Source organism: Muricaecibacterium torontonense (assembly GCF_004793925.1).
Lineage (GTDB): Bacteria > Actinomycetota > Coriobacteriia > Coriobacteriales > Atopobiaceae > Leptogranulimonas > Leptogranulimonas caecicola.
Map to the genome: position 1 here is coordinate 219,083 of NZ_SRYE01000003.1, position 22,855 is coordinate 241,937.

The window sequence follows — 22,855 nt, forward strand, 5'->3', positions numbered from 1 at the left end:
GCCCTGGCCGATGGGGTCTTTTCTCGGTATGCAAGGGTATAGGAAGAGCTCTCAACATTGGGTCACGCAACGGCGAGAAGGAGGAGGCGCCAGTGCGCGGTGTGTCTTCAAATCAAAAGGGTTCGGCAAAGGTGACTGCTCAGACGCTTCGCTATTATTGGGCGGCCACCAAGAGACATTGGCCATGGTTTCTAGGGGCCGTACTTTCTAGTTTAGGCTTCGTATTCTTCTTGTCCTATATGAACCCCTATCTCATGGGTTTGGTCATCGACCGGGTAAGCGAGGGGAGCACTGCGGCCAATCAGGTCATGAACGTCTTTGGGCCCATTATTGTGGCTCTGGTGGCGGTCAATGCGCTAGGGCAGGTCTGCTCAAAGCTCCAGGACTACTTCACCGCAAAGATCGAGATCCTTACTACTTATGACCTCACCACCCAGGCATTCGACACGCTGTCCTGCCAATCTATGACCTTCTATGCCAATAGGTTCGGTGGATCGCTGGTCTCCCAGGTGCAGCGCTTTTGCGGCGCCTACTCCACCTTGATGGATTGCGTGCAGTATGCCGTGATCCCCATTTGCTCCTCGGTGATCTTCACCATCGCCCTTTTGGCTGCTCAAGTGCCTGTCTATGTGGCGGTGCTCTCCATCTTTTTGGTGATCTACGTGGTGGTGGTCTATAAGCTCTACAGCAAAATACTTCCGGCCAACGCCAAGGCTGCGGCGGCGGGCAATAGGCTCTCAGGTCAGCTGGCAGACTCCATCACCAACATTTTGGCGGTCAAAACCACAGGCCGCGAGGATTTTGAGCGTGCTCGGTTTGATAAAGCGAGCCAAGAGGTGCGCTCCGCCGACTCCGAGCGCATGCGGGCCAACATCCGCTGTGGAGCGGCCACCAGCTCCATCATCGTGCTCATCATGAGTGCCTGCACCATCTTTGTGGCTGGCGGGAACGCCTGGTTTGGGGTCACGCCCGGCGTGCTGGTGATGATGTTTAACTACACCTATAGCCTCACCATGCAGTTCAACCGACTCTCCTCGACTTTCTCCACCCTCAACCGATCATTTGGCGATGCCTACGACCTCACGGTTGCCTTAGGAGAGCCGTTGTTGGTTGCCGATAAACCCAACGCCCCTGACTTGCACGTGGACGGTGGTGCCCTGGAGTTCAAGGACGTGTCCTTCCACTATCCTGACGCCCAGGACAACGACAGGGTGTTTGAGGGTTTGAACTTCTCGGTTCCTGCAGGGCAGCGAGTGGGTCTGGTGGGCAGGAGCGGATCGGGTAAAACCACCCTTACCACGTTGCTTTTGCGTTTGGCTGACCTGCAAGCCGGCGAGATCTTGGTGGATGGGCAAAACATCGCCGACGCCACTCAAAAGAGCCTGCGGCGCTCCATCGCCTATGTGCCTCAAGAGCCGCTGCTGTTCCATAGGTCTATCAGGGACAATATCGCCTACGGCAGGCCCGAGGCCACAGAGGAAGAGATCATCGAGGCAGCCAAAAAGGCCAACGCGCTGGAGTTTATCCAGCAGCTGCCGCAGGGGTTTGACACCATGGTGGGGGAGCGAGGGGTCAAGCTCTCGGGAGGTCAGCGCCAACGTGTGGCCATTGCTCGCGCCATCCTCACCAACGCTCCTATTCTGGTATTGGACGAGGCCACCAGTGCGCTGGATTCTGAGAGCGAGCGGCTGATTCAGGAGGCGTTGGCCTCGCTTATGGAGGGGCGCACGGCCATCGTGATCGCCCACAGGCTCTCTACGGTAGCGAGCCTGGATCGCATTGTGGTGCTCCAAGACGGCGCTATTGTTGAAGATGGCACCCATAGTCAGCTGGTGACAGCAGGCGGCCCCTATGAGAAACTGTGGGATCGGCAAACCGGTGCATTCCTGGACGAGAAAGGCGAAGACTAGTGGACCAGGTGACCATATACACAGACGGCTCCAGCCGTGGAAACCCTGGCCCAGGCGGCTATGGCGCCGTGCTGCTCTTTGTGGATGCGACAGGCCGTGAACATCGCTTGGAGCTGTTCCAGGGATTTCGCTGCACCACCAACAATCGCATGGAGATGATGGCTGCCGCCGCAGCGCTCGAAGCACTCAAGCGCCCTTGCAAGGTAGAGCTTCACAGCGATTCGCAATATCTAGTCAACGCTCATGAAAAGGGTTGGATCAAGGGCTGGCAAAGGAATGGCTGGAAGACTGCTTCCAAGCAGCCTGTGAAAAACACCGATCTCTGGCAGCGGCTCATAGCTGCCGAAGCCCCACACGACGTGCACTATGTATGGGTCAAGGGCCATGCGGGAGAAGAGCTCAACGAGCGCTGCGATGAGCTGGCAGTAGAGGCAGCCCTAGGAGGCCATCTCGAAGAAGACGCGGGGTTTAACTCTTAGCGACGCCAAAACCCTGTGTACCAAGCTGGGCGCAACCCGTATGGTGACGGTGTGCATCGATGCCTACGAGGAGCCCCAGCTCTACCAAGCCTTGTTCGAAAGCACCAAGGGCGCCAACACAATTCGCTATGAGATCACCCCTTGCCCCCAAGGATCGCTCGTGGCCTACGAAGAGACGTTTAGCACTCCCTCCACCCCAGGCGCCTTCAACCAGAAGCTCATGCAAAGCCTTCTGTCCCGAAGCTCCAAGAGACGCATGTGCGCTCAGCTGGGTGCGCTCGAAGCTCAGCTCAAATCGTCCCAGCGCCCCTAAGAGAGCTGCATCCCGTGCCTTCTGCCTCATCGCCTAGGTACCGAGAAACCCTGACACAAAAGATTGAAAAGCTCTCCATGGAAGTAAACGAACAGCTGCATCTGTCCTGTTTCGAGATCATCTCTCAAGTGGGAATGGCCAGAAGTTGCTACATAGAGGCCATGGACTTGGCCTCTGCAGGAGATATCGAGCAGGTTCGAACAAAAGCTGCAGAAGGGGACGGGTTCTTCTCGGCAGGCCATACGGTTCATGCCCAACTGATCACCCAGGCAGCTCAAGGCGAGCCGGTGCCAGTAGACATCCTGTTAGTGCATGCAGAGGATCAGCTCATGAGCGCCGAGGAATTCAAGATTTTGACCGAGCGCTTCATCAACATGGCACGACAAGCCTGCGCCAAGCGCTAGGCTTTTTCACTTTCTCCCAACAGCCTTGGATCGAGGCCTGTAAAAGAGGGCTGCCAAGTGATGAGATCGGGGAAGGCGGCCACCTGTCCCGAAGCAGGAGTTCCGGCCTCGATCAGCTCAAGCAGATGCGAGGCCACATAGGTGCCAATGGCCTGCGCGAAGCATCTCGGTGGCTACGCGTTTGGCGCTGGTGCGGCTGTCGGCCAGCACAGAGTCGACGCAAGGGGAGTCGTAGAGCGCAGAGATCGAGACCACCGGCACCCCTGAGCGCTCGAGGATTTTAGAGGGCGACCAGGAAGCATCGCCTTCAAAAAGCACCAGCCCATCCACCTGGCGATCCAAGAGCAACTCTAACTTTTGCTCGAAGACCTCAGGGTCGTTTCGAAAACCAGCCAGCAAGATGATGTAGTTGTCCAGCTCCATCTCGCGCTCGATGGCAGCGATGGCGCTGGTGGCGAAGTGGTTGAGCATGTTGTTGACCAGCAAGCCTACCGAGCGGCTCTTTCGACTCCTCAGGCTTCCGGCCAAAAGATTGCGGTGATAACCCAGCTCGGCTACGGCGGCATCGATGCGCTGGCGGTTGCTCTCTTTGATTTTCGCTCCGTTGAGATAGCGCGACACTGTGCCTGTCGACACGCCTGCCAGGGCGGCAGCCTGCTGAATGGTGGCCATGGGGTCTCTTCTCGGTAGAATCGGTTCAATTCCCCTGTTTTTTAGGCGAGCTTTTGGCCTTGAAGGTCAAGAAACCCGCTGGCAACGCCAATAGTGCCGACAAGACCGTGAATTCAATACATGATTGTTGATCTGGGCTTGAAAATCTGTGGGGAGTAACGATAATCTAGTGGGTGCATGAGCCGGATGCTCATGCATAGTATCTGTCGGCCCCCGAGCATGCAATTCAGACGTCGAGCTATGGGCGCATCCCACCCCGTGAGCTTTGCAATTCGATGACCATGACCATCGGGGCCCCGTGTTCTGAAAGGGGTCCACTCTTGAGTGAGATTCAAAACTCGTCCGTCTTTTCCTTCGATGATGTCTCTGATGAGGAAATGAACAGCCTCATCGACGGCACCATCACCGACTTCGACGAGGGCGACCTGGTCACTGGTACCGTCGTTAAGATCGAGCGCGATGAGGTGCTGCTCGACATCGGATTCAAGTCCGAGGGCGTCATCCCTGTGCGCGAGCTGTCCATCCGCAAGGATGCCAATCCTTCCGATATCGTGGTGATGGGCGAGACCATCGAGGCTTTGGTGCTCCAGAAGGAGGACAAGGACGGCCGTCTCATCCTCTCCAAGAAGCGTGCCGAGTACGAGCGTGCCTGGAACCGTGTTGAGGAAGACTTCAACAATGGCCAGAACGTCGAGGGCGAGGTCATCGAGGTCGTTAAGGGCGGCCTGATCCTGGACATCGGCCTGCGCGGCTTTTTGCCCGCATCCTTGGTCGACCTCCGTCGCGTCAAGGATCTCAATGCCTACCTGGGCACCCGCATCGAGGCCCGCGTCATCGAGATGGATCGCAATCGCAACAACGTGGTGCTCTCCCGCCGCGTAGTGCTCGAGGAGGCCCGCAAGGCCGAGCGCTCTGAGATCCTCTCCAAGCTGCAGCCTGGCATGCGCCTCAAGGGCACCGTCTCCTCCATCGTGGACTTTGGCGCCTTCGTGGACCTGGGCGGCATCGACGGCCTCATCCACATCTCCGAGCTCTCTTGGAACCACGTCAATCATCCCTCTGAGGTGGTCAAGGTGGGTCAGGAGGTCGAGGTGCTGGTGCTCGATGTCGATCTCAACCGCGAGCGCATCTCCCTGGGCCTCAAGCAGACCACCGAGGATCCTTGGCGCACCCTGGTCAAGAAGTACCCTGTGGGCGCTATCGTCGAGGGTCGCGTAACCAAGCTGGTTCCCTTTGGCGCATTCGTGGATCTGGGCGACGGCATCGAGGGCCTGGTGCACATCTCCGAGATGGCGCGCCAACACGTCGACGCTCCCGCACAGGTCACTTCTGTGGGCAATGAGGTGCAGGTCAAGGTTATGGAGATCGATCTGGACCGCCGTCGCATCTCCCTCTCCATGAAGGCTGCTGCAGAGACGCTGGGCTTCGACGTAGAGGTCACTCCTCTCGACACTCCTGAGGCCAAAGAGGCTGAGGTTGTAGAGGTCGAGGATGGTCCTGAAACCTCTGAGGACGCCGAGTAGCTCTTGTCGACATCTGCATAGCTAAGCGAGCTTTGAAAGGCTCCAGAGATCCGTATCTCTGGAGCCTTTTGCTGTAATGAATGCGAATTCATTTGCATCTATCAATGGGAATGACCGTAAATTTCAGCAATGCAACGCAGGTAGAAGGCAAAATAGCATTTCTTAGGACAGAGATTTCTCAGGTACTTATAAGCTGTTAATCCTCTGTAACGCAGTGGAGTGAAAGGCCCCATATTCAGGTGGCTTCAAGCATAGTTTTTGCATCACCCGAAGGGGAGAGACAAGGAGAAACTCATGGCATTCACCAACCTTTCCCGTCGTTCCTTTGTAAAGGGCGCCGGGCTGCTATCCTGCGGTGCTGCTGCTTCTGCGGTTTTGTCTGGTTGCGGGGGAGCACCTGCTGCAGAGGCAGACGAGGCCAAAAAGGTCCTTCGTTGGGCTCAGTCCAACGCCAAGCAGGGCTTGGACATGCAAAAGAGCACCAACTCCGGCATGAGCGCGGTGTCCGACCCTGTGGTCGAAGCCCCTCTGCGCTTCACCGAGGACAACGAGCTTGTGCCTTGCCTGCTTACCGAGATTCCTACCGTCGAAGATGACGGGGTGACCTATCACTGCACCCTTAAAGAGGGCATCAAGTGCCACGATGGCTCCATCCTCACTGCCAATGACGTGAAGTATTCCTTCACCCGTATGTTCCTGCCTCAGACTGCCGGCCTTTCCACTTATATGTATGACATGATCGTGGGTGCACAGGAGGTCATGGACGGCACCACTACCGATCTCGCTGGTGTGACGGTTGAGGATGACACCCACTTCACCATCACCCTGCAATATCCCATGGCAACCTTCGTGAAGAACCTTGGCATCAACTATGCCAATGTCTTCCCTCAGAAGGCCTGCGAGGAGGCGGGCGACAAGTGGGGCTATGAGCTCAACTATGTAGGTTCCGGCCCCTTCAAGCTGGTTGAGAACGACGATTCCACCCACATGGTCTTCGAGCGTTTCCCTGAGTATCACCTGGCCGACGAGATCCATCTGGACGGAATCGACGTCACCTTCGAGGATGACAACAACACCAAGCTCATGAAGTTCAAGAACGGTGACATCGACATGTGCGATCTCACCATCGACCTTCTGCCTACTTATCAGCAGGACCCCGATGTGAAGGATTGCATCAATTACTCCACCGGATTAGGCACTTGGTTTGTAAACCTCAACCTCAATACCCCTGCTCTCCAGGATGTGCGCGTGCGTCAGGCCATGAGCTTGGCCATCGACCGTCAGGCCATCATCGACAACATGCTCTCCGGTGCCGGCGTACCTGCCTCTGGCTTCCTTAACCAGGGCGTGCCCGGCTTTGATTCCTCTGCCGAGGCGTTCCCCTATGACCCCGATAAGGCCAAGGCATTGCTGGCTGAGGCCGGTGCCTCCAACGTCAAGCTCTCTTGCGTTGTGCGCACCGGCCAGTACGAGTCCATCATGGTGGCTGTCCAGAACTATCTCAAAGAGGTAGGCATCGACATGGACGTTCAGACGGTGGACAACGGCGTGTGGGCCAGCGACTGGGTGGCCGGCGAGTATGAGGTCACCGCTCTGGCGTGGTATCCCCTCTATGCCGATGCCGACAACCAGATGTACACCTACTTCCACAGCTCCAATGCTTCTGGCAAGGGCAGCTTCTACAACAATCCAGAGTTTGACGCACTCATGGATGAGGCTCGTCGCTCTGCTGACGAGGAGCACCGCGCAGAGCTCTATCGCGAGGCTGACAACATCATGTCTCGTACCGATTACGCTTGCTTGCCGCTGTTCTACCCGCAGCTCATGTTTGTGACCAAACCTAATGTAAAGAATGCTAAGCTTGGTAATCTGATCTATCACTTCCGTGATATCGATATGGATGCTGAGCAGTAAGGCCAAAGTGATAAGGGCTGAGGTCTGAGCTCCAACGTTGCAGGCCGGGTGCCGATCCCACAGGTTTCGGCGCCCGGCTTGTTTTCCATGGGGGAAGGAGAACCATGCGGGATTACTTGGTCAAGCGCCTGCTACAGGCCATTGGCATTATCCTGTGCATCTCCGCCATTACCTTCTTTATGCTCAACATTGTGCCTGGCGACCCAGTGCGCATCATGATGGGCGATATGGCGGACGAGGCTACCATCGAGACTGTACGTCATAATATGGGTCTTGATCGTCCCGTAGTGGAGCAGTACTTCTCCTGGCTTGGAGGAATGCTCACCGGAGATTTTGGAAGCTCCTATACCCAGCGCAAACCTGTGGGCATGCTCATGGGCCAGGCTTTCCAAGTGACGGCAGCCTTGGCACTTGCTGCCTATGTGTTCGCCCTTGTGTTGGGCCTTATCATAGGCGTGGTGTCTGCTGCCAAACGCGGTACCTGGGTGGATAAAACCCTCATGAGCCTTTCCATCTTTGGCATCTCGGCGCCGGTTTTTTGGGTGGCCATCATTTTACAGATCATCTTTGCCCTGCATCTACACCTGTTCCCGCTCTCAGGCATCAAAACGCCTGTCTACTTTGTGCTACCCACAGTGGCATTGGGAGTGCGCTATGCGGCATCCATCGCTCGCGTGACCCGCACCTCCATGCTGGAAGTGCTCTCCCAAGACTTCATGAGGACGGCGGAGGCCAAAGGTCTGGCCTACTGGGTCATCGTGATCCGCCATGCCATGCGCAACGCATTGATCCCCATCATTACCATTGCCGGCACCCAGCTCGGCGATATCTTCACTGGCTCCATACTCATCGAGTCTATCTTCTCGATGCCGGGCATGGGCAAGATGATGCTGGATGCCATCAATGCTCGCGACCTTCCTCTCATTCAGGGCGGCGTGATGTACATCGCCCTTATCTGCGTGGTGGTCTATTTCGTAGTAGACGTGCTCTATGCCGTGGTCGATCCCCGCATTCGTCTGGGAGAGGAGGGAGCAAACTGATGAGCGTCAATGATCCAAAGAAGTTCGAAGAGGCCATAGATAAAGAAGTGCTAGAGGATAACGGTGTCGCCGTGCCCCCCAGCTCGTTCGATGGCTATAACTCTGAGACCAATCCCATCAATAGCGAAAGCTATCCTGAGATGCTTGATGACGCTAACCCCGATATCGATCGGGTGCCTGAGACCAAGCGTCAAAAAGCCGAGAAGCTCTCCGCAGAAATCTCGCGCCAGAACCTAGACGCCTCTCTCAAGGCGGAGGCCCACGGCAAAAAGAAGAAAGTCGCTCAAAACTACTGGGCCGTCTCCTGGAATATCTTCCGTAAGGACAAGCTGGGCATGGTGTGCCTCGTGGTGGTATGCCTGCTGGTGCTCATTGCCCTCTGCGCCCCGCTTCTGGCACCCTATGATCCAGACACCCAAAACCTCCAAGCCATGTTGCAGCCGCCCTCGGCGGAGCACTGGTTTGGCACCGACAATTACGGGCGCGATCTGTTCTCCCGTGTGATCTACGGATGCCGCGTATCTCTTTCTGTAGGCGTGGTCTCTCAGCTTCTGGCATTGGCCATCGGCTTCTTCGCCGGTGTGGCTGCAGGTTACTTTGGTGGCAAAGTCGACTCGGTGATCTCCTTTATCATCCAAGTCTTTTCCAGCTTCCCCTTCCTGCTCTTCGCCATTATTGTCATGTTCGTTATGGGCCCGGGCCTTGCCAACCTCTATGTAGCACTGGGTCTTTTGGGCTGGACTTCTATGGCACGATTGGTGCGTGGCGACGTTAAGCGCCTCAAGGGGTCAGAGTATATCCAGGCGTGCATCATCTCTGGAGGAAAGCCTCTGCGTATTATCATGCGCCATCTGCTGCCCAACTGCGTTTCAACCATCATCGTTATGGCTACCTTGGGCATTCCTGGTGCCATTATGAGCGAGGCATCCCTTTCCTTCCTGGGTTTGGGCGTGCAGCCTCCCATGTCCAGCTGGGGTCAGATGATTAGCGCTTCTCAGCCTTATATTCAAAGTTCTACCTACTTCTCTGTGATTCCTGGTATTGCCATCATCATCACGGTAATGGCTTTCAATCTGTTGGGCGACGCCATGCGTGACGCCCTTGACCCCAAGCTGCGTTCCTAAGGAGGGAGGATCTGTGGCAGAAAGCACTTTGCGAGGCGCGCAGGGCGAGAACCTCTTAGAGGTGGATGACCTCTGCGTCACTCTTTTCACCGATGCAGGCGAGCTTCCCTGCATCCAGAACCTCTCCTTTGTGATGCGCCGTGGAGAGACGTTGGCCGTGGTGGGGGAGTCTGGTTGCGGCAAATCCATGACCGCCCTCTCCATCATGAATCTCATTCCCAAGCCTCCTGCAAAGATAGTGGGCGGCGCCATACGCTTTGAGGGCACTGACTTGGTGCAGCTCAGCGAAGAGCAGATGCGCAGCTATCGCGGCAACGCCATCTCCATGATCTTCCAAGAGCCTATGACCTCGCTTAACCCCGTGATGCTCTGTGGCAAGCAGATCGCCGAGGGACTCCTGGTGCACAACAAGGAGATGTCCAAGCAAGAGGCTGATGAGCGCGCTCTTGAGATGATCAAATTCGTGGGCATTCCTGCTCCCGAGAAGGTTGCCCACAGCTATCCCTTTGAGCTTTCCGGCGGCATGCGCCAGCGTATCATGATCGCTATGGCTCTCGCTTGCAGCCCTGCCATGCTTATCTGCGACGAGCCCACCACCGCTTTGGACGTCACCATTCAGGCCCAGGTGCTCCAGCTCATCGACAAGATGCGCGAGGAGACAAACACTGCCGTCATGCTTATCACCCATGACATGGGTGTAGTCTCCGAGATGGCTGATTGGGTTTTGGTCATGTATGCAGGCCGCCAAGTGGAATACACCCGTTCCCCAGTGCTCTTCAAGCATCCGGCGCATCCCTATACCCAAGGCCTCATCGACTCCATTCCCTCTATGGAGTCCTCTGGTGGCGAGCTCTATGCCATACCTGGCAATGTGCCTATGCTCTCAGACCTTCCCTCGGGATGTCTCTTCCATCCTCGCTGCCCTCATGCCAAAGGCATCTGCACCAAGCAGTGCCCCCGCTTCACTCCGGTTGAGGGCGACGAGAACCACCAGGTAGCTTGTTGGATGTACACCGATGCCTGGAAGGAGGCGTAAAAAGCCATGGCTTCCTTTGACGAGAAAGACATAGTTCTAAAAGTGCGCGGCTTGACCAAGCACTATCCCATCAAGAAGGGCGTCTTTGGCACTTCTGAGTCTGTAGTCCACGCATTGGAAAACGTTTCCTTCGACGTCCATCGCGGCGAGACCTTCGCCATCGTGGGCGAATCCGGCTGCGGCAAATCCACCTGCGGCAAGTGCGTCTTGCGTCTCACCGAGCCCACCTCTGGCTCTGTGTTGCTTGATGGCCAGGAGTTCACCCAGCTTAAAGGCAATGAGCTCACAGAAGCTCGCAAAAAGCTCAAGCTCATCTTCCAGGACCCCTATAGCTCTTTGAATCCTCGCATGACGGTGGCAGACATCATTGCCGAGCCCATCGACATCGCCAAGACCTACAAGACCAAAGAGGAGCGGAACCGCCGCGTGGACGAGATCATGGAGGCGGTGGGCCTCGACCTTTCCTATCGCTCCCGCTATCCCCACGAGTTTTCTGGCGGCCAGCGCCAGCGCATCGGCATTGCCCGCGCCATTGTCCTAGAGCCCGAGATCGTCATCTGCGACGAGCCCGTCTCAGCCTTGGACGTCTCCGTCCAAGCCAAAGTTATCAACTTGCTTGAGGAGCTCCAAGACCGCCTGGGCTTGGCTTACATCTTCATCTCCCATGATCTCTCGGTGGTAAAGCATATCTCCGACAACGTCATGGTCATGTATCTGGGCCATATGATGGAAAAGGCCTCCAAAGACCAGCTTTTTGCAAAACCGCTCCATCCCTATACCCAGGCGCTCCTCGACGTGGTTCCCAAGATCGGACCTGGTCGCATCCAAGATAAGCGCATCCTTCAGGGCGATGTGCCAAGCCCTGCCAATCCTCCTAAGGGCTGCTGCTTCCATACCCGCTGCCCTCAGTGCATGAAGGTATGCCTCACCCAAGAGCCCCAAGAGCTCGAGGCCGAGCCCGGCCATATCGTCGCCTGCCACCTCTTCGACAAGGGCCTTGCCCCCGACCAAAAGGAACCCGTGGCCATCAACTCTGCAGAGGCCGCCCAGCTCTAAGACATTGTCCTCAAGCTTCTTCAGAAGCACCCATGAGGCTTGCCGAGAAACCCATCCACAAAAGACAGGGGCCTTTCCCTCCATGGAAAGGCCCCTGTAGCTGTATCTGGGCAGTGGAGCTGGACTTCTAGGCCAGCTGATTGGTGAACTTGAAGTCGTAGACGCGGTAGATGCCAGAGAAGTCCTCATCTTTGAGATAAGGGGTCTGTGGCCAGTCCACAGGGATGGTGCCAAAGTCGACGTTTACCAACTGGTTGTCTGCCTGCAGCGTAAGATCGGTGCGCTTGGCGGCGTCCATGGTGGCCTCGGCCTCATCCACCAGCGAATCAAAGGTGGGAGAATCGTAGAACGAGCTTCGCTGGGAGGCCTTGGATGAGTAGAAGAACGAGCGCATGTGCTCGGCGCCAATCCAGCAGAGGGTGGTCCAAGTGATGAGGGTGCAGGGGAGGGCGCCGGCAGCGCGCTGGTCAACCCACATGCCGTCATCCATGATGGAGATGTTGGCAGTGACCCCGATGTTTCGCCAGTACTCCTGCAGGGCAGTGGCTACCGCTTCATCGCGAGAGCGTACAGGGAAGTCAAAGGCCAGGCCTGACACACCGGCATCAGCCAGCAGCGCTTTGGCCTTATCGGGATCGAAGGCAAGGGTCTCAAGCGAGTCGTCATGGCCCTCCTCGCCAGGCGCGCAAAACTGCGAGCAGGCAGTGGAGGCGCCTTGGAGCACGGTGTTTACCAATTCGTCGCGATTGATGGCCAAGGAGAGGGCCTGGCGCACGCGAGGATCCTTAAACATGTCCTCATGAAGGTTGAGGTTCACAAAGCGAGTGCTGGCAGGGGTGTAGGCCACGATGGAGCCAGCCACTTCCTCGTCGTCTACATACTGGTCGTAGAGGGAAGGGGCGAGGTTGCACAGATCGATCTGTCCGGCTTTGTAGTTCATTACCAAAGTGTTGGGATCGTCTACATAGCTCACTTCGATACCGTCGATCTTGGCAGGGCCGCCGTGGTAGTCGGCGAAGGTCTCCAAGGTGAGGCCTGTAGGGCTCTCGGCAGTGAGCTTGAAGGGGCCGGTGCCCACAAAATTGGTGCCGGTCCCCCAGGAGTCGCCGACGGCTTTGCAGGCGGCCTCGGGGTAGATGAGGGCGTAAAACTCGGTGAGCATGGGCAGGAAGATCGCCTGGACGCTCTCCAGCACTATGGTGAAGTGGGTGTCGTCTTGGACGGTAAGGCCCGCAAGCTCCTCCGTCTTGCCATCCATGACGTCTTTGGCGCCCACGATGGTGTCATAGACGTTGGTGGAGGGGTTTTTGGTAGAAGGCAAGAACATGCGGGTGAAGGTGAACTTCACGTCATTGGCGGTGAGGTTGGAGCCATCATGGACCGGAAGCTTGTCTTTGAGCTCAAAGGTATAGGTGAGGCCATCCGCAGAGATTTCCGGCATCTTGGTGAGCAACACCGGCTCCATCTCGAGCTTCTCGTTGAAGCGGATAAGCGGCTCGCAGATGGACTCTGCCACGCCAATCTCATTGGAAGTGTTGGTTTGCAAGTCCAGCGACACCTTGGGGTTGGCGCAGCCATAGCGAAGCACCTTGCCTTCGCCTGTAGAACCAGAGCATCCAGCCATATAAAGACTGGCTGCCGCAGCCAACGAGAGGCCGGCGCCGCCCTTGATGAAGCCCCGACGAGTAGTAGTAAGAGACATAAGGCTCCTTTCAAAGCCACAGTGGTCCATTGATCTGAGGCACGATCCGATCTGCCGCTCTTTCGTGCCGTTAACAGTCAACAGGGATCCCTATAAACCTACCTCATTGAAGGATTTTTATTCTTTTTAGGGAGCTTCCAATTACAAGTCAATGATGCAACTCATAAGAAACGCTCATTTCATCGAGGTGACAAAGTGGGGGAGTCAGCGACCGTTCAGCTCAAGGCGACCATAATGATATTTGGAGCTGTGACTTTCTTCGAAAGGGGCGCGCCTTTATGGCTGAGGACATAACAGAGCGTTTTATGCGGTATTGCGCTATTCCATCGCAATCAAACCCCGCTTCCTCAGACAAGGTGCCCTCGACTTCCTCCCAGCACATCATGGCCCAGGTGCTCGAAGAAGACCTTTTGGCACTAGGCGCGACTGATGTGTGTCGGGACGACCACGCCTACGTCATCGCCCACTGGCCCTCGAGCCTTGGCCTTGAGCAGGCCCCTTGCCTGGGCCTGATCGCCCATCTGGACACCGCCTGGCAAGCTAAAGGCGATCCGGTCCATCCTCAGTTGCGCCTCTATGAGGGAAAGCCCTTGGTGCTCTGCAAGCAGGAAGGCAAGAAAATCCAGCTCACATCTGAGTTCAACCCGGAGTTGGAGGCGTTTGTCGGCCAGGAGATCGTCACCAGCGACGGCACCTCCCTTCTAGGAGGCGACGACAAAGCAGGCGTCGCTGAGATCTTTGGGTATCTGGAGAGGCTCAAGGAGCATCCAGACATTCCGCATCCGCCGTTGGCGGTGGCGTTTGTGCCCGATGAGGAGATCGGCCATGGCGCAGCCCTTCTTGACTTGGATTCCTTCGGGGCTGCCTATGGCTATACTCTGGACGCAGGTCCGCTTGGAGAATGCGCATACGAGACATTCAATGCGGCTACGGCTACAGTGACTGCGACCGGGTGCTCGGTGCATCCGGGAACGGCCAAGGGCCGCCTGGTGAACGCCCTGGAGGTGCTCATGGCGTTTCATAGGCTTTTGCCCGCTCCTGAGCGCCCAGAGTATACCGAGGGGCGCGAGGGCTTCTTCTTGCTGGTCTCTTGCCAGGGGAATGTCGAGCAAGCCCAGGCGACCTATGGGGTGCGCGACCATGACCCGGCCAAGTTTGAGAAGAGAAAGCATCAGATGGAGGCAGCAGCCGCCTATATCGACGAGCTCTTTGGAGAAGGCACCCTCAAGCTTGCCTTCGAGGATGTCTACCGCAATATGGGAGAAGAGATCGAGAAGACCCCTGAGCTTGTAGACGTGATGCTTCAAGCCTATGAGGACTGCGGGGTGACACCTCATGTCATCGCCATGCGCGGCGGTACCGATGGCTCGCAGCTCACCTTCAGGGGCCTTCCTTGCCCCAATATATCCAGCGGTTATTACAATGCCCATGGCCCGCTGGAGTTTGTGCCGGTGCACGATCTTTGCGCCATGGTGGACGTGCTGGAGGCACTGGGCAGGCGTTTTGCACAACAGGCTTTGTAAAAAGGCTTTGGGTTAGATGAAGACCCGGCTAGTGAGAGATGGGGGATCCGCTGTGATTTTTGAAGCCGACAAAGACTATCTGCTTGAGACTATGGCCAAGCTCATCGCCTGCGACTCGCCGGTGGGCTACTACAAGCTCATGCAGCCGGTGATGGAGGAGCTGGTGGAAGCCATGGGATATCATGGCTTCCATGACCGCAAACATACCTTCTATGTGCGAGTGGCAGGCAAGGACCGCTCCCGCACCGTATGCTTGGGAGCGCATCTGGATACCATCGGCATGGCCATCTCCGGCATCGAGGATGACGGCACCCTGCGCGTGCGTCAGCTGGGCGGGCTCAACTACGCCGCTTTGGAGGGCGTGAGCTGCCGCGTCTACACGCGCTTCGATACCATGGTGCAAGGCGTCATCGAGCTTGACCACCATTCGGTCCACGCCTGGGCAGACGCCAAGGAGCGCAAGCGCGATGATGAGACCATCCGTGTCCACCTGTTGGAAGACGTCACCAACGCCGACGAGGCGCGTGCCCTAGACATCACACCCGGCGCCGTGGTGGCCTTCGACCCCCATCTGGAGATTCACGACAACGGCTTCATCCTAAGCCGCTTCATAGACGACAAAGCATGTGTCGCAGTGCTCTTGGGGGTTCTCAAATGGCTTGCCGAGAAACCCGTCGTTCCTGCCTGCGACATCCTCTTCGCGTTCCCCTATTACGAGGAGGTGGGCTTTGGGGGCACCTACCTGCCTGATGACGTCGAGAGCTACATATCCCTGGACATCGCCCTTATGGGCCCGGACTACCCGGGTACCGAGCATGACGTGGCGGTTATCGCAGATGACTATCATGGTCCCTATGACTGGGATCTCACCAATGCGCTCATCCACGCAGGCGTGACGGCCTTGGGCGAGCGTCCTGAGGTCCAGGCATGCCTGAGGTATTCCACTGACGCCATGGGATCGACCATCGCATCCAACAATGTGGCTGCGGCGGCCATGGGTCCCTTGACGCGCAACAGTCACGGCCGCGAGATCACCCATATCGATGCCATGGAGAAGCTCCAGAAGGTCACCGAGGCCTTTATCATGTCCTGCTAGCCTCTAAGAGTTTTCAAGGCTCGCTTGGATGGTGAGGCCTGGAAGGCAGGGGTTTCTCGGCAGGAAAGACGAGCAAGTGCAAAGGACGAGCTAGAGGCTTAAAAGCCAAAGGCTCGTCTTTTTATGAGGGAGCCGCGAGCGCTGCTAGTCTTTCTGGTGAGTTGGGCATGAACCCTTGAGAACAACAGATGATGCAAGGAGGGCTCATGGCGAACGGTTCTTGGCAAGACAGGCTTACTCAGTGGATGGCGGGGCGCAACGGCACAGACGACATTGCGCGGCTTTGCTCCAACACGGCGCTGATCCTCATCGTGATCTACGTGATTTGGCCGCATTGGTGGATCTCGTTGATTGCCCTCGTGCTTATTGGCTACGCCTGGTACCGTATTGCCTCTAAAGATGTGGCGGCGCGGGCGCGGGAAAACGAGGCCTTCATGAGCAAGCTGGGGCCTTTGCGCCCCTGGGTGTCGGCTCCGGTGGCTACCTTCAAGGACCACAGGGCCTATGCCTATCTCACCTGCCCTTCCTGCGGCCAGAAAGCCCGCGTGCCTCGCGGCAAAGGCAAGGTGCGGGTGCGTTGCCGCCGCTGTCATACCACCTTCGAAGGCAAGGCTTAGATGAGAGTTCTATTCTTAATAGGCGGAACGGCCTCTGGAAAATCACTGGCAGGCGCCACATTGGCTGCTTTGGGGGCAGAGCGCATTGACTTGGACCAGGTCTCTCGCGCGGTGCTCTCCAGAGAGCCCGATTGTGTGGCAGAGCTGGTAGAGGCTTTTGGCTCGCAGATTTTGGATGATCCTGCCTCCTGGAGAGGAGAGGGCTCACAAGACTACGCGCCCTCCATCAACCGGGCGGCACTGGCTCGCTGTGCCTTTGGCAGCTCAGAGGACACCCAGCGCCTGGAATCCATCGAAATGCCCTATATCAAAGCCCATTTGGCCGATCTTTTGACGCCAGTGAGCTGCTCGGTCCCAGGACCTGACGTCATGGTGGTGGAGGTGCCGCTGCCAGACAGGCTTCAGGACCTCATGCCACTGGCCGACGCCATCGTCTATGTGCGGACGCCTCTTGAACGCCGTCGCCATCTGGCTCAGGCCCGCGGCATGGATCCCAAGGACTTCGATGAGCGAATTGCCCATCAACCCACAGACGAGTGGTGCGCCTCTGCGGCCACAGACATCATCGAAAACGATGGTACCGCGTCTCAACTGGAATCTCGAGTAACCCAGTGGTACGAGCACTGGCTTCAGGAGGTTGCGCACACAGCAAAGCTTACAAAGCCTCAAGAATCATCCTGCGACACCTGCCTTGAGGAGGCGTCCAGTGGGGGAGAGGTTACAATTTTTAGCGTAAGAAAAGATGCAGCAAAGGAGGAATCTCAGGGATGAGCGACCAGCCACATACTACCCACCCTTGGACTCCTCAAGGCGAAAACCCCTATCTTTCAAAAGAGGTGGACGGCTGGGAGGACCTTCCTCGCCGAGAGGCGCCGCCATCTCACCCGCAAGAGAACGCTGACACCACTCGAATGATGTCAGAGCAGCCAACTGTTCTTGCCGATGCCGATGCCACCCAGCTGGTACGCGCGCCGGAAGCCTTGGATGCCACTTCTATGATCAACGCGGGAAGCCCTCCCGCTCCAACCGATGCCACGGTAGTGGACACTTCCCTCATGGGCTATGGGGCTTCATCTCATGGCCGCCCTCACGTAGATCCGTCAACGTCAGTCTCTCATCAGGCGTCCCCAGCGGTGGATGTTGCTCGGGCAGAGGTGGCGCGCAATGCTCTGGACAACCGCGACGCCTTTGGCCAACACGCATCCCAAACCAGCGCGCACGGCCCTTTTGGCAGGCCGCCTAAGAGTGCCAGCGCCTATGAGGGCTATGGGATCGTGAGGGGAAGCGTTTCTCGGCAACGAGAGCCTTTGGCTGCCAAGAGGCTCCGCTTTTGGCGCTGGTTCCGCACTCTGCCCATCCTCTGTCTTGTGGTGATGGCGGTGGCCTCTGTGGCGCTAAGCCATCTCTCGGGTGCCACACTTCGCCACTGGCTCTATCCTGTGCATTATGCCCAGCAAATCACGGCCCAGGCCGAGCGCTACGGCATCGATCCTACGCTGGTGGCCTCGGTGATCAAGGCGGAGTCCAATTGGGTGCCCAATGCTGAGAGTTCGGTGGGGGCTCAAGGACTTATGCAGGTGATGCCCGAGACTGCACGCGATCTGGCACGTAGAGGCTATGTGGATAGCTCTCGTTACGATCCCACAGACCTCATGGATCCCGAGACCAATATCGCCTATGGCACCGCCTATCTGGCATCGCTCATGAAGGCCACCGGCTCTGAGGAGCGCGCCATTGCCTCTTACAATGCGGGCCCCAACGCCGTCTCAGGTTGGGAAGGGGAGGGCGACAGCTTCTCGGATGCCATCCAGTATCCAGAGACGCGCCTCTATCTGGAAAAGGTGCAGTCTGCTTTAGACCATTATAGGGAGCTCTATCCTCAAGGGCTTCAAGATGACGGCAGCCAGCCTTAAAAGCCCTGCCACGCGAGGGAAGTTAAGGCATTACAGATATAGGAAGCCAGTTTTTTAAGGAGCGATCCTGTGGCACAAGAGACCTCTGCCCAAGGCGCAGCCTCATCGTTTGATCCCGCTCATCAGGTAGGCGCCCAGCTGCGCCGCTTTGGGCGCGAGCAGGACGATTCCCAATTCAAAGTAGTGATGCCCTATGAGCCGGCCGGCGACCAACCGCAAGCCATCGCCAAGCTTAAAGCGGGCCTTGACGAGGGCCTGCGCTATCAAACCTTGATGGGCGTGACGGGTTCTGGCAAGACCTATACCATGGCAAAGACCATCGAAGCGGTGAACAGGCCGGCGCTCATTTTGGAGCCTAATAAGACGCTGGCCGCCCAGGTGGCCGCAGAGATGCGGGAGATGTTCCCAGACAACGCAGTGGTCTACTTTGTGTCTTACTACGACTATTATCAGCCTGAGGCCTATGTTCCCCAGAGCGACACCTATATCGAGAAAGACGCCTCCATCAACGAGGAGGTGGAGAAGCTTCGCCATCAGGCCACTGCCAACCTGCTGTCTCGCCGGGATACCATTGTGGTGGCCTCGGTGAGCTGCATCTACGGCATCGGCTCCCCAGAAGATTACGCAGGCCTGGCCCCCAACGTCACCAAAGACGAGCCATTGGAGCGCGACGATTTTATTCGCGAGCTGCTCAACGTGCAGTACGACCGCAATGACTTGGATCTGGCCCGCGGCATGTTTCGCGTGCGCGGCGACACGGTGGATGTCTTTCCGCCCTATGCCGAGCATCCCCTTCGCATCGAGTTCTTTGGCGATGAAGTGGAGCTCATCGCAGAGATCGACGAGCTTACCGGCGAGGTCATCCGCGAGCTAGATGCCGTGCCCATTTGGCCTGCCTCCCACTATGTCACTGAGCGCCCCAAGATCAACAATGCCTTGAAGACCATCTCCGATGAGCTGGAAGCCCGTGTGGCAGAGCTCAAGAGCGCCGACAAGCTGCTGGAGGCCCAGCGCTTGGCTCAGCGCACCGACTACGATCTTGAGATGCTTGAGACCATGGGCTTTTGCAATGGCATCGAGAACTACTCGCGCCATCTGGACGGCCGCGCTCCGGGACAGCCTCCTTACACCCTTATCGATTACTTTCCCAAAGACATGGTGTGCATCATCGACGAGAGCCATGTGACGGTCCCTCAGATCCGCGGCATGCACGAAGGCGACCGCTCTCGCAAGGTCACCTTGGTGGAGCATGGGTTCCGCCTGCCGTCTGCCTTGGACAACCGCCCCTTACGCTTTGACGAGTTTGAGGAGCGCATTGGCCAGTTCGTCTATGTGTCTGCCACTCCGGGCGACTATGAGGAATCTGTCTCCCAACAAGACGTAGAGATGATCATCAGGCCCACCGGGCTTTTGGACCCAAAGGTGGACGTGCGCCCCATCCGCGGGCAGATCGATGACCTGACCTCTGAGATCCGCGATCGAGTGGCCCGCAAAGAGCGCGTGCTGGTAACCACGCTCACCAAGCGCATGGCAGAAGACCTCACTGACCACCTGCTTGACCAAGGCATTCGCGTGAATTACATGCACTCAGACACCGCCACTTTAGATCGCGTGGAGATAGTGCGCAACCTGCGCCAGGGCAAGATCGACGTGCTGGTGGGCATCAATCTTTTGCGCGAGGGTTTGGATATCCCCGAGGTGTCCCTGGTGGCCATTCTCGATGCCGATAAGGAAGGCTTCCTGCGCAATCGCCGCTCCCTTATCCAAACTATGGGCAGGGCTGCACGCAACGCCGATGGCCAGGTGATCATGTATGCCGATACCATTACCGATTCCATGCGGGAAGCCATCACAGAGACCGAGCGCCGCCGCCGGATCCAGCAAGCCTATAACCAGGAGCATGGCATAGTGCCCCAGACGGTGCGAAAGACTATCAATGACATCTCAGGCTTTATCGAAGAGGCTACAGAGAACCTGGACAAACGCAGCCGCCATCATGGCTACGACGGCGACGAGCTGGGCCATGGGGAGTTTTACACTCCAGCAAGCTCTCCTCATAACCAAGGCCCCACTACCGCACAGCAGGTGGCCCATGAGCTCTCCGAGCTGCCACGTGCAGAGGCCGACGCCGTGCTTGCCTCTCTGGAAGAGGAGATGAAAGCGGCCAGCGAAGCCTACGACTTTGAGCGCGCTGCAGCCCTGAGAGACCAGATCGTCGAGATCCGAGGAGCCCTGGACGGCACTGACGAAGAGGCGGTCATCGCCCGTCTGCGCTCTGGAGCCCGCAAAGGGTCGTCCCACGCTTCTCGCAAGCGCTTGGGAGGCCGTAGAAATCCTAAATAGCGATGTGCGGGTTTCTCGGCAAGGCTAGAAGGGGCGCCACACCAGTGCGAGCTCTCTAAAACCCGGCCGCCTCGACGGCCAGCGCCGAGGTTAGGGGAGTGGAAGCCTGCTATCATAGGTTGGTTTCTCATTGGCTTGTGGGCTTTGCGTCCATAGCAGGATGGAGGGCTCATGACAGTAAGGATTGTGGTTGCCTGCGGCTCGGGCGCCGCTACTTCCCAAACAGTGGCAAGCAAGGTGCGTTACCTGTTGGCAGAGTGTGGCTATAGCCCAGAAGACGTGCAGGTAGAGGCAGTGCCCATCACAGAGCTTCGAAGCGCCCTGCGCGGAGCCGACGCCTATATCTCTGTAGTGAGCACTGAGACCCCCTCGCGTACCATGCCGGTGTTCAATGGCGTGGCATTTCTGACAGGCATTGGGCAGGCAGAGGAGTTCTCCCAGCTGCGTGCTTTTGTGGAGCGTCGTTTGAATAATCGCTGGTAACAGTCGGCTAACCCTCTTTCAGGATGGCGACTGCGCAGTTGACGCCGTCCACCGCCGCACTCATGATGCCGCCAGCATAGCCCGCACCTTCTCCAATGGGGTAGAGGCCGCGAATCCCAAGGCTTTGGAAGTCTTGGCCTCGGCAGAGGCGTATAGGCGATGAGGAGCGTGACTCCACGCCGGTGAGCACCGCCTCTGGGTCTTTAAAGCAGCGAAGCTTTCTGCCCATAATCGGCAGGGCCTCTCTGAGGGTACAGGTGATGTAGTCAGGCAAAAGTCCGTCGATTGATCCCCAGGTGACTCCTCGAGGATATGTAGGTGCGACAGTGCCTGGGCCCGAGGAGGGGCGCTTCTCTAAAAAGTCGCCCACCAGTTGCGCGGGGGCCTTAAACGCGCCGCCGCCTGCCTCGTAGGCCGCCTGCTCGCAACGACGCTGCAGGGCCACTCCTGCCAATGGATCTTGAGGGTCCAAGTCTTTGGGATAGACATTGACCAGAAGGCCTGCGTTGGCATTGATGCCATCTCTGGCAGCCAGGCTCATGCCATTGGTGACTACGCCAAAGGCCTCGCTGGCAGCGGCTACCACATAGCCGCCAGGGCACATGCAAAAGCTGTAGGCACGCCGTCCGGTGGAGGTTTTGGCCACCATCTTGTAGCTGGCAGGCCCTAAAAGCGGGCTTTGGGCTTCTTTCCCGTACTGGCAAAGGTCCACTTCGCGCTGGAGATGCTCGATGCGCACGCCCATGGAGAAGGTCTTGGGCTCCAGGGGCACCTGAAGCGCTTGGGCCATTTCAAAGACATCCCTGGCTGAGTGCCCGCAAGCTATGATCACTCGACTGGTTTTGATCTCTTCTGGGCGAGGCAGAAGCTCGACATCCTGGGCCTTGGGAGTCTGCGACTGCATTACTCGCGCACCAGCAATCCGACGATGGTCGCCAGCCCCTTCCAAGACCAGTTCCTCCAGCTTGCAGCGGTAACGAACCTGCCCACCCCAGGCTTTGATCTGCTCAATAAGGGTGGATACCACCTGCGGCAGCACGTCGGACCCTATGTGAGGCATAGCGTCAACCAAGATCTCAGGGCTTGCGCCTGCCTCAACGAGTGTTTCCATAATGAGGTCGTGATGGGCCCCATGGGTGCGGGTAGTGAGCTTGCCATCAGAGAAGGTGCCCGCCCCACCCAGCCCAAACTGGATGTTCGAGCGCGTGTTCAGCTGACCGGTCTCATTGAAACAGTCGATGGCTTCGCGGCGGCGCACCACGTCGTCTCCCTGTTCGATAAGGATGGGGGCCAAGCCCTGACGAGCCAGCGTCCACGCGCAAAAAAGCCCCGCACAGCCGGCGCCCACGACCAGGGGGCGATCATCTGGGGCAGCCCCTTTATAGGATGGGAGCTCTTCTGGACTATCCAAGGCGACCTGCACCTGAGGAGCCTTCCTTTGACGAGCAAGCTTGCGCAACAACGCCTGCTCTCCGGATTCTGCTGCCCGCAACGCAAAGCGCACCGTGTAGACAAACTTCACCGAATGGCCCTTGCGCGCATCGATGGAGCGCCGACGGATCTCGATGCCTGCCATCGCATCAGGCGCCAGATGAAGCCTGCGCCGCACTGCTTCCTGCACCACACGGGCCTCCTGGCTTGCCTCAGGAATCGAGCTCACGGGCACGATGACATTGGCAATCTCTAACATGAACGCTCCTTTTGTGT

The 22,855-nt window shown here is 57.6% G+C and carries 20 protein-coding genes; 17 read left to right on the plus strand and 3 right to left on the minus strand.

The window, feature by feature from the left end; genetic code table 11:
* The first annotated feature begins 92 nt into the window (after positions 1-92).
* From E5334_RS06105 to E5334_RS06120, 4 genes are all read left to right on the plus strand, one after another.
* Positions 93-1,910: an ABC transporter ATP-binding protein gene (locus tag E5334_RS06105; protein ID WP_275438954.1), complete on the plus strand. Its 1,818-nt coding sequence runs from the start codon at positions 93-95 to the stop codon at positions 1,908-1,910.
* Positions 1,910-2,389 (plus strand): ribonuclease HI, encoded by a 480-nt coding sequence (rnhA, locus tag E5334_RS06110; protein WP_136012693.1) that lies wholly within the window; start codon positions 1,910-1,912, stop codon positions 2,387-2,389. Before E5334_RS06105 ends, rnhA begins: the two co-directional genes overlap by 1 nt.
* A gap of 25 nt (positions 2,390-2,414) precedes the next feature.
* The gene (locus E5334_RS06115) at positions 2,415-2,702 is read left to right on the plus strand and encodes a DUF3284 domain-containing protein (RefSeq protein WP_275438963.1); all 288 of its coding nucleotides are present in this window, start codon (positions 2,415-2,417) and stop codon (positions 2,700-2,702) included.
* A gap of 77 nt (positions 2,703-2,779) precedes the next feature.
* The gene (locus E5334_RS06120) at positions 2,780-3,106 is read left to right on the plus strand and encodes a PTS sugar transporter subunit IIA (RefSeq protein ID WP_136012695.1); all 327 of its coding nucleotides are present in this window, start codon (positions 2,780-2,782) and stop codon (positions 3,104-3,106) included.
* 117 nt (positions 3,107-3,223) lie between these two features.
* On the opposite strand, the gene E5334_RS06125 is transcribed toward E5334_RS06120, so the two are convergent.
* On the minus strand, positions 3,224-3,778 hold the full coding sequence (locus E5334_RS06125; protein ID WP_136012696.1) for a LacI family DNA-binding transcriptional regulator: 555 nt from the start codon (positions 3,776-3,778) through the stop codon (positions 3,224-3,226).
* Between the two features lie 320 nt (positions 3,779-4,098).
* On the opposite strand from E5334_RS06125, the gene rpsA reads away from it, so the two are divergent.
* The 6 genes from rpsA (at position 4,099) to E5334_RS06155 (ending at position 11,471) form a co-directional block, all read left to right on the plus strand.
* Entirely contained in the window at positions 4,099-5,301 is a 1,203-nt protein-coding gene (gene rpsA / locus E5334_RS06130; RefSeq protein WP_136012697.1) for a 30S ribosomal protein S1, read from the plus strand.
* Between the two features lie 294 nt (positions 5,302-5,595).
* Entirely contained in the window at positions 5,596-7,215 is a 1,620-nt protein-coding gene (locus E5334_RS06135) for an ABC transporter substrate-binding protein (protein WP_136012698.1), read from the plus strand.
* Positions 7,216-7,319: 104 nt separating this feature from the next.
* Positions 7,320-8,255 (plus strand): ABC transporter permease, encoded by a 936-nt coding sequence (locus E5334_RS06140; RefSeq protein WP_136012699.1) that lies wholly within the window; start codon positions 7,320-7,322, stop codon positions 8,253-8,255.
* Positions 8,255-9,379, plus strand: a complete 1,125-nt coding sequence (locus E5334_RS06145) for an ABC transporter permease (RefSeq protein ID WP_265591160.1) — start codon at positions 8,255-8,257, stop codon at positions 9,377-9,379. The genes E5334_RS06140 and E5334_RS06145 overlap by 1 nt, the downstream gene beginning before the upstream one ends.
* Positions 9,380-9,392: 13 nt before the next feature.
* A complete protein-coding gene (locus E5334_RS06150; RefSeq protein WP_275438955.1) occupies positions 9,393-10,415 on the plus strand; it encodes an ABC transporter ATP-binding protein in 1,023 nt (340 codons plus the stop codon).
* A 6-nt stretch (positions 10,416-10,421) separates the two neighbouring features.
* Positions 10,422-11,471 (plus strand): ABC transporter ATP-binding protein, encoded by a 1,050-nt coding sequence (locus E5334_RS06155; protein WP_136012701.1) that lies wholly within the window; start codon positions 10,422-10,424, stop codon positions 11,469-11,471.
* A 127-nt stretch (positions 11,472-11,598) separates the two neighbouring features.
* On the opposite strand, the gene E5334_RS06160 is transcribed toward E5334_RS06155, so the two are convergent.
* The gene (locus E5334_RS06160; protein ID WP_167604322.1) at positions 11,599-13,173 is read right to left on the minus strand and encodes an ABC transporter substrate-binding protein; all 1,575 of its coding nucleotides are present in this window, start codon (positions 13,171-13,173) and stop codon (positions 11,599-11,601) included.
* 278 nt (positions 13,174-13,451) lie between these two features.
* Between E5334_RS06160 and pepT the strand changes: the two genes are divergently transcribed.
* The 7 genes from pepT (at position 13,452) to E5334_RS06195 (ending at position 21,148) form a co-directional block, all read left to right on the plus strand.
* A complete protein-coding gene (pepT, locus tag E5334_RS06165) occupies positions 13,452-14,696 on the plus strand; it encodes a peptidase T (RefSeq protein ID WP_136012703.1) in 1,245 nt (414 codons plus the stop codon).
* Positions 14,697-14,748: 52 nt separating this feature from the next.
* The gene (locus E5334_RS06170) at positions 14,749-15,792 is read left to right on the plus strand and encodes a M42 family metallopeptidase (protein WP_167604323.1); all 1,044 of its coding nucleotides are present in this window, start codon (positions 14,749-14,751) and stop codon (positions 15,790-15,792) included.
* Positions 15,793-15,998: 206 nt separating this feature from the next.
* Positions 15,999-16,409 carry a zinc ribbon domain-containing protein gene (locus E5334_RS06175; protein ID WP_136012705.1) on the plus strand — a complete coding sequence of 137 codons (411 nt, stop codon included), beginning with the start codon at positions 15,999-16,001 and terminating at the stop codon, positions 16,407-16,409.
* The gene (locus E5334_RS06180; protein ID WP_136012706.1) at positions 16,410-17,180 is read left to right on the plus strand and encodes a dephospho-CoA kinase; all 771 of its coding nucleotides are present in this window, start codon (positions 16,410-16,412) and stop codon (positions 17,178-17,180) included.
* Positions 17,177-18,322: a lytic transglycosylase domain-containing protein gene (locus E5334_RS08820; protein WP_275438956.1), complete on the plus strand. Its 1,146-nt coding sequence runs from the start codon at positions 17,177-17,179 to the stop codon at positions 18,320-18,322. The genes E5334_RS06180 and E5334_RS08820 overlap by 4 nt, the downstream gene beginning before the upstream one ends.
* A 69-nt stretch (positions 18,323-18,391) precedes the next feature.
* Positions 18,392-20,665 (plus strand): excinuclease ABC subunit UvrB, encoded by a 2,274-nt coding sequence (gene uvrB / locus E5334_RS06190; RefSeq protein ID WP_275438958.1) that lies wholly within the window; start codon positions 18,392-18,394, stop codon positions 20,663-20,665.
* A gap of 171 nt (positions 20,666-20,836) precedes the next feature.
* Positions 20,837-21,148: a PTS sugar transporter subunit IIB gene (locus E5334_RS06195; RefSeq protein ID WP_136012707.1), complete on the plus strand. Its 312-nt coding sequence runs from the start codon at positions 20,837-20,839 to the stop codon at positions 21,146-21,148.
* Between the two features lie 7 nt (positions 21,149-21,155).
* Here E5334_RS06195 and E5334_RS06200 read toward each other — a convergent pair whose 3' ends face one another.
* Positions 21,156-22,838, minus strand: coding sequence for an NAD(P)/FAD-dependent oxidoreductase (locus tag E5334_RS06200; protein ID WP_136012708.1), 1,683 nt, complete (start codon positions 22,836-22,838; stop codon positions 21,156-21,158).
* Positions 22,839-22,855: the final 17 nt, after the last annotated feature.

What these genes read in the sequence shown, in the direction of transcription:
- E5334_RS06120 (WP_136012695.1), top strand. Translation starts at nt 2,780, where the DNA reads ATGGAAGTAAACGAACAGCTGCATCTGTCCTGTTTCGAGATCATCTCT.
- E5334_RS06125 (WP_136012696.1), bottom strand. Translation starts at nt 3,778, where the DNA reads ATGGCCACCATTCAGCAGGCTGCCGCCCTGGCAGGCGTGTCGACAGGC.
- E5334_RS06135 (WP_136012698.1), top strand. Translation starts at nt 5,596, where the DNA reads ATGGCATTCACCAACCTTTCCCGTCGTTCCTTTGTAAAGGGCGCCGGG.
- E5334_RS06140 (WP_136012699.1), top strand. Translation starts at nt 7,320, where the DNA reads ATGCGGGATTACTTGGTCAAGCGCCTGCTACAGGCCATTGGCATTATC.
- E5334_RS06145 (WP_265591160.1), top strand. Translation starts at nt 8,255, where the DNA reads ATGAGCGTCAATGATCCAAAGAAGTTCGAAGAGGCCATAGATAAAGAA.
- E5334_RS06155 (WP_136012701.1), top strand. Translation starts at nt 10,422, where the DNA reads ATGGCTTCCTTTGACGAGAAAGACATAGTTCTAAAAGTGCGCGGCTTG.
- E5334_RS06160 (WP_167604322.1), bottom strand. Translation starts at nt 13,173, where the DNA reads ATGTCTCTTACTACTACTCGTCGGGGCTTCATCAAGGGCGGCGCCGGC.
- pepT (WP_136012703.1), top strand. Translation starts at nt 13,452, where the DNA reads ATGGCTGAGGACATAACAGAGCGTTTTATGCGGTATTGCGCTATTCCA.
- E5334_RS06175 (WP_136012705.1), top strand. Translation starts at nt 15,999, where the DNA reads ATGGCGAACGGTTCTTGGCAAGACAGGCTTACTCAGTGGATGGCGGGG.
- E5334_RS06180 (WP_136012706.1), top strand. Translation starts at nt 16,410, where the DNA reads ATGAGAGTTCTATTCTTAATAGGCGGAACGGCCTCTGGAAAATCACTG.
- E5334_RS08820 (WP_275438956.1), top strand. Translation starts at nt 17,177, where the DNA reads ATGAGCGACCAGCCACATACTACCCACCCTTGGACTCCTCAAGGCGAA.
- E5334_RS06195 (WP_136012707.1), top strand. Translation starts at nt 20,837, where the DNA reads ATGACAGTAAGGATTGTGGTTGCCTGCGGCTCGGGCGCCGCTACTTCC.
- E5334_RS06200 (WP_136012708.1), bottom strand. Translation starts at nt 22,838, where the DNA reads ATGTTAGAGATTGCCAATGTCATCGTGCCCGTGAGCTCGATTCCTGAG.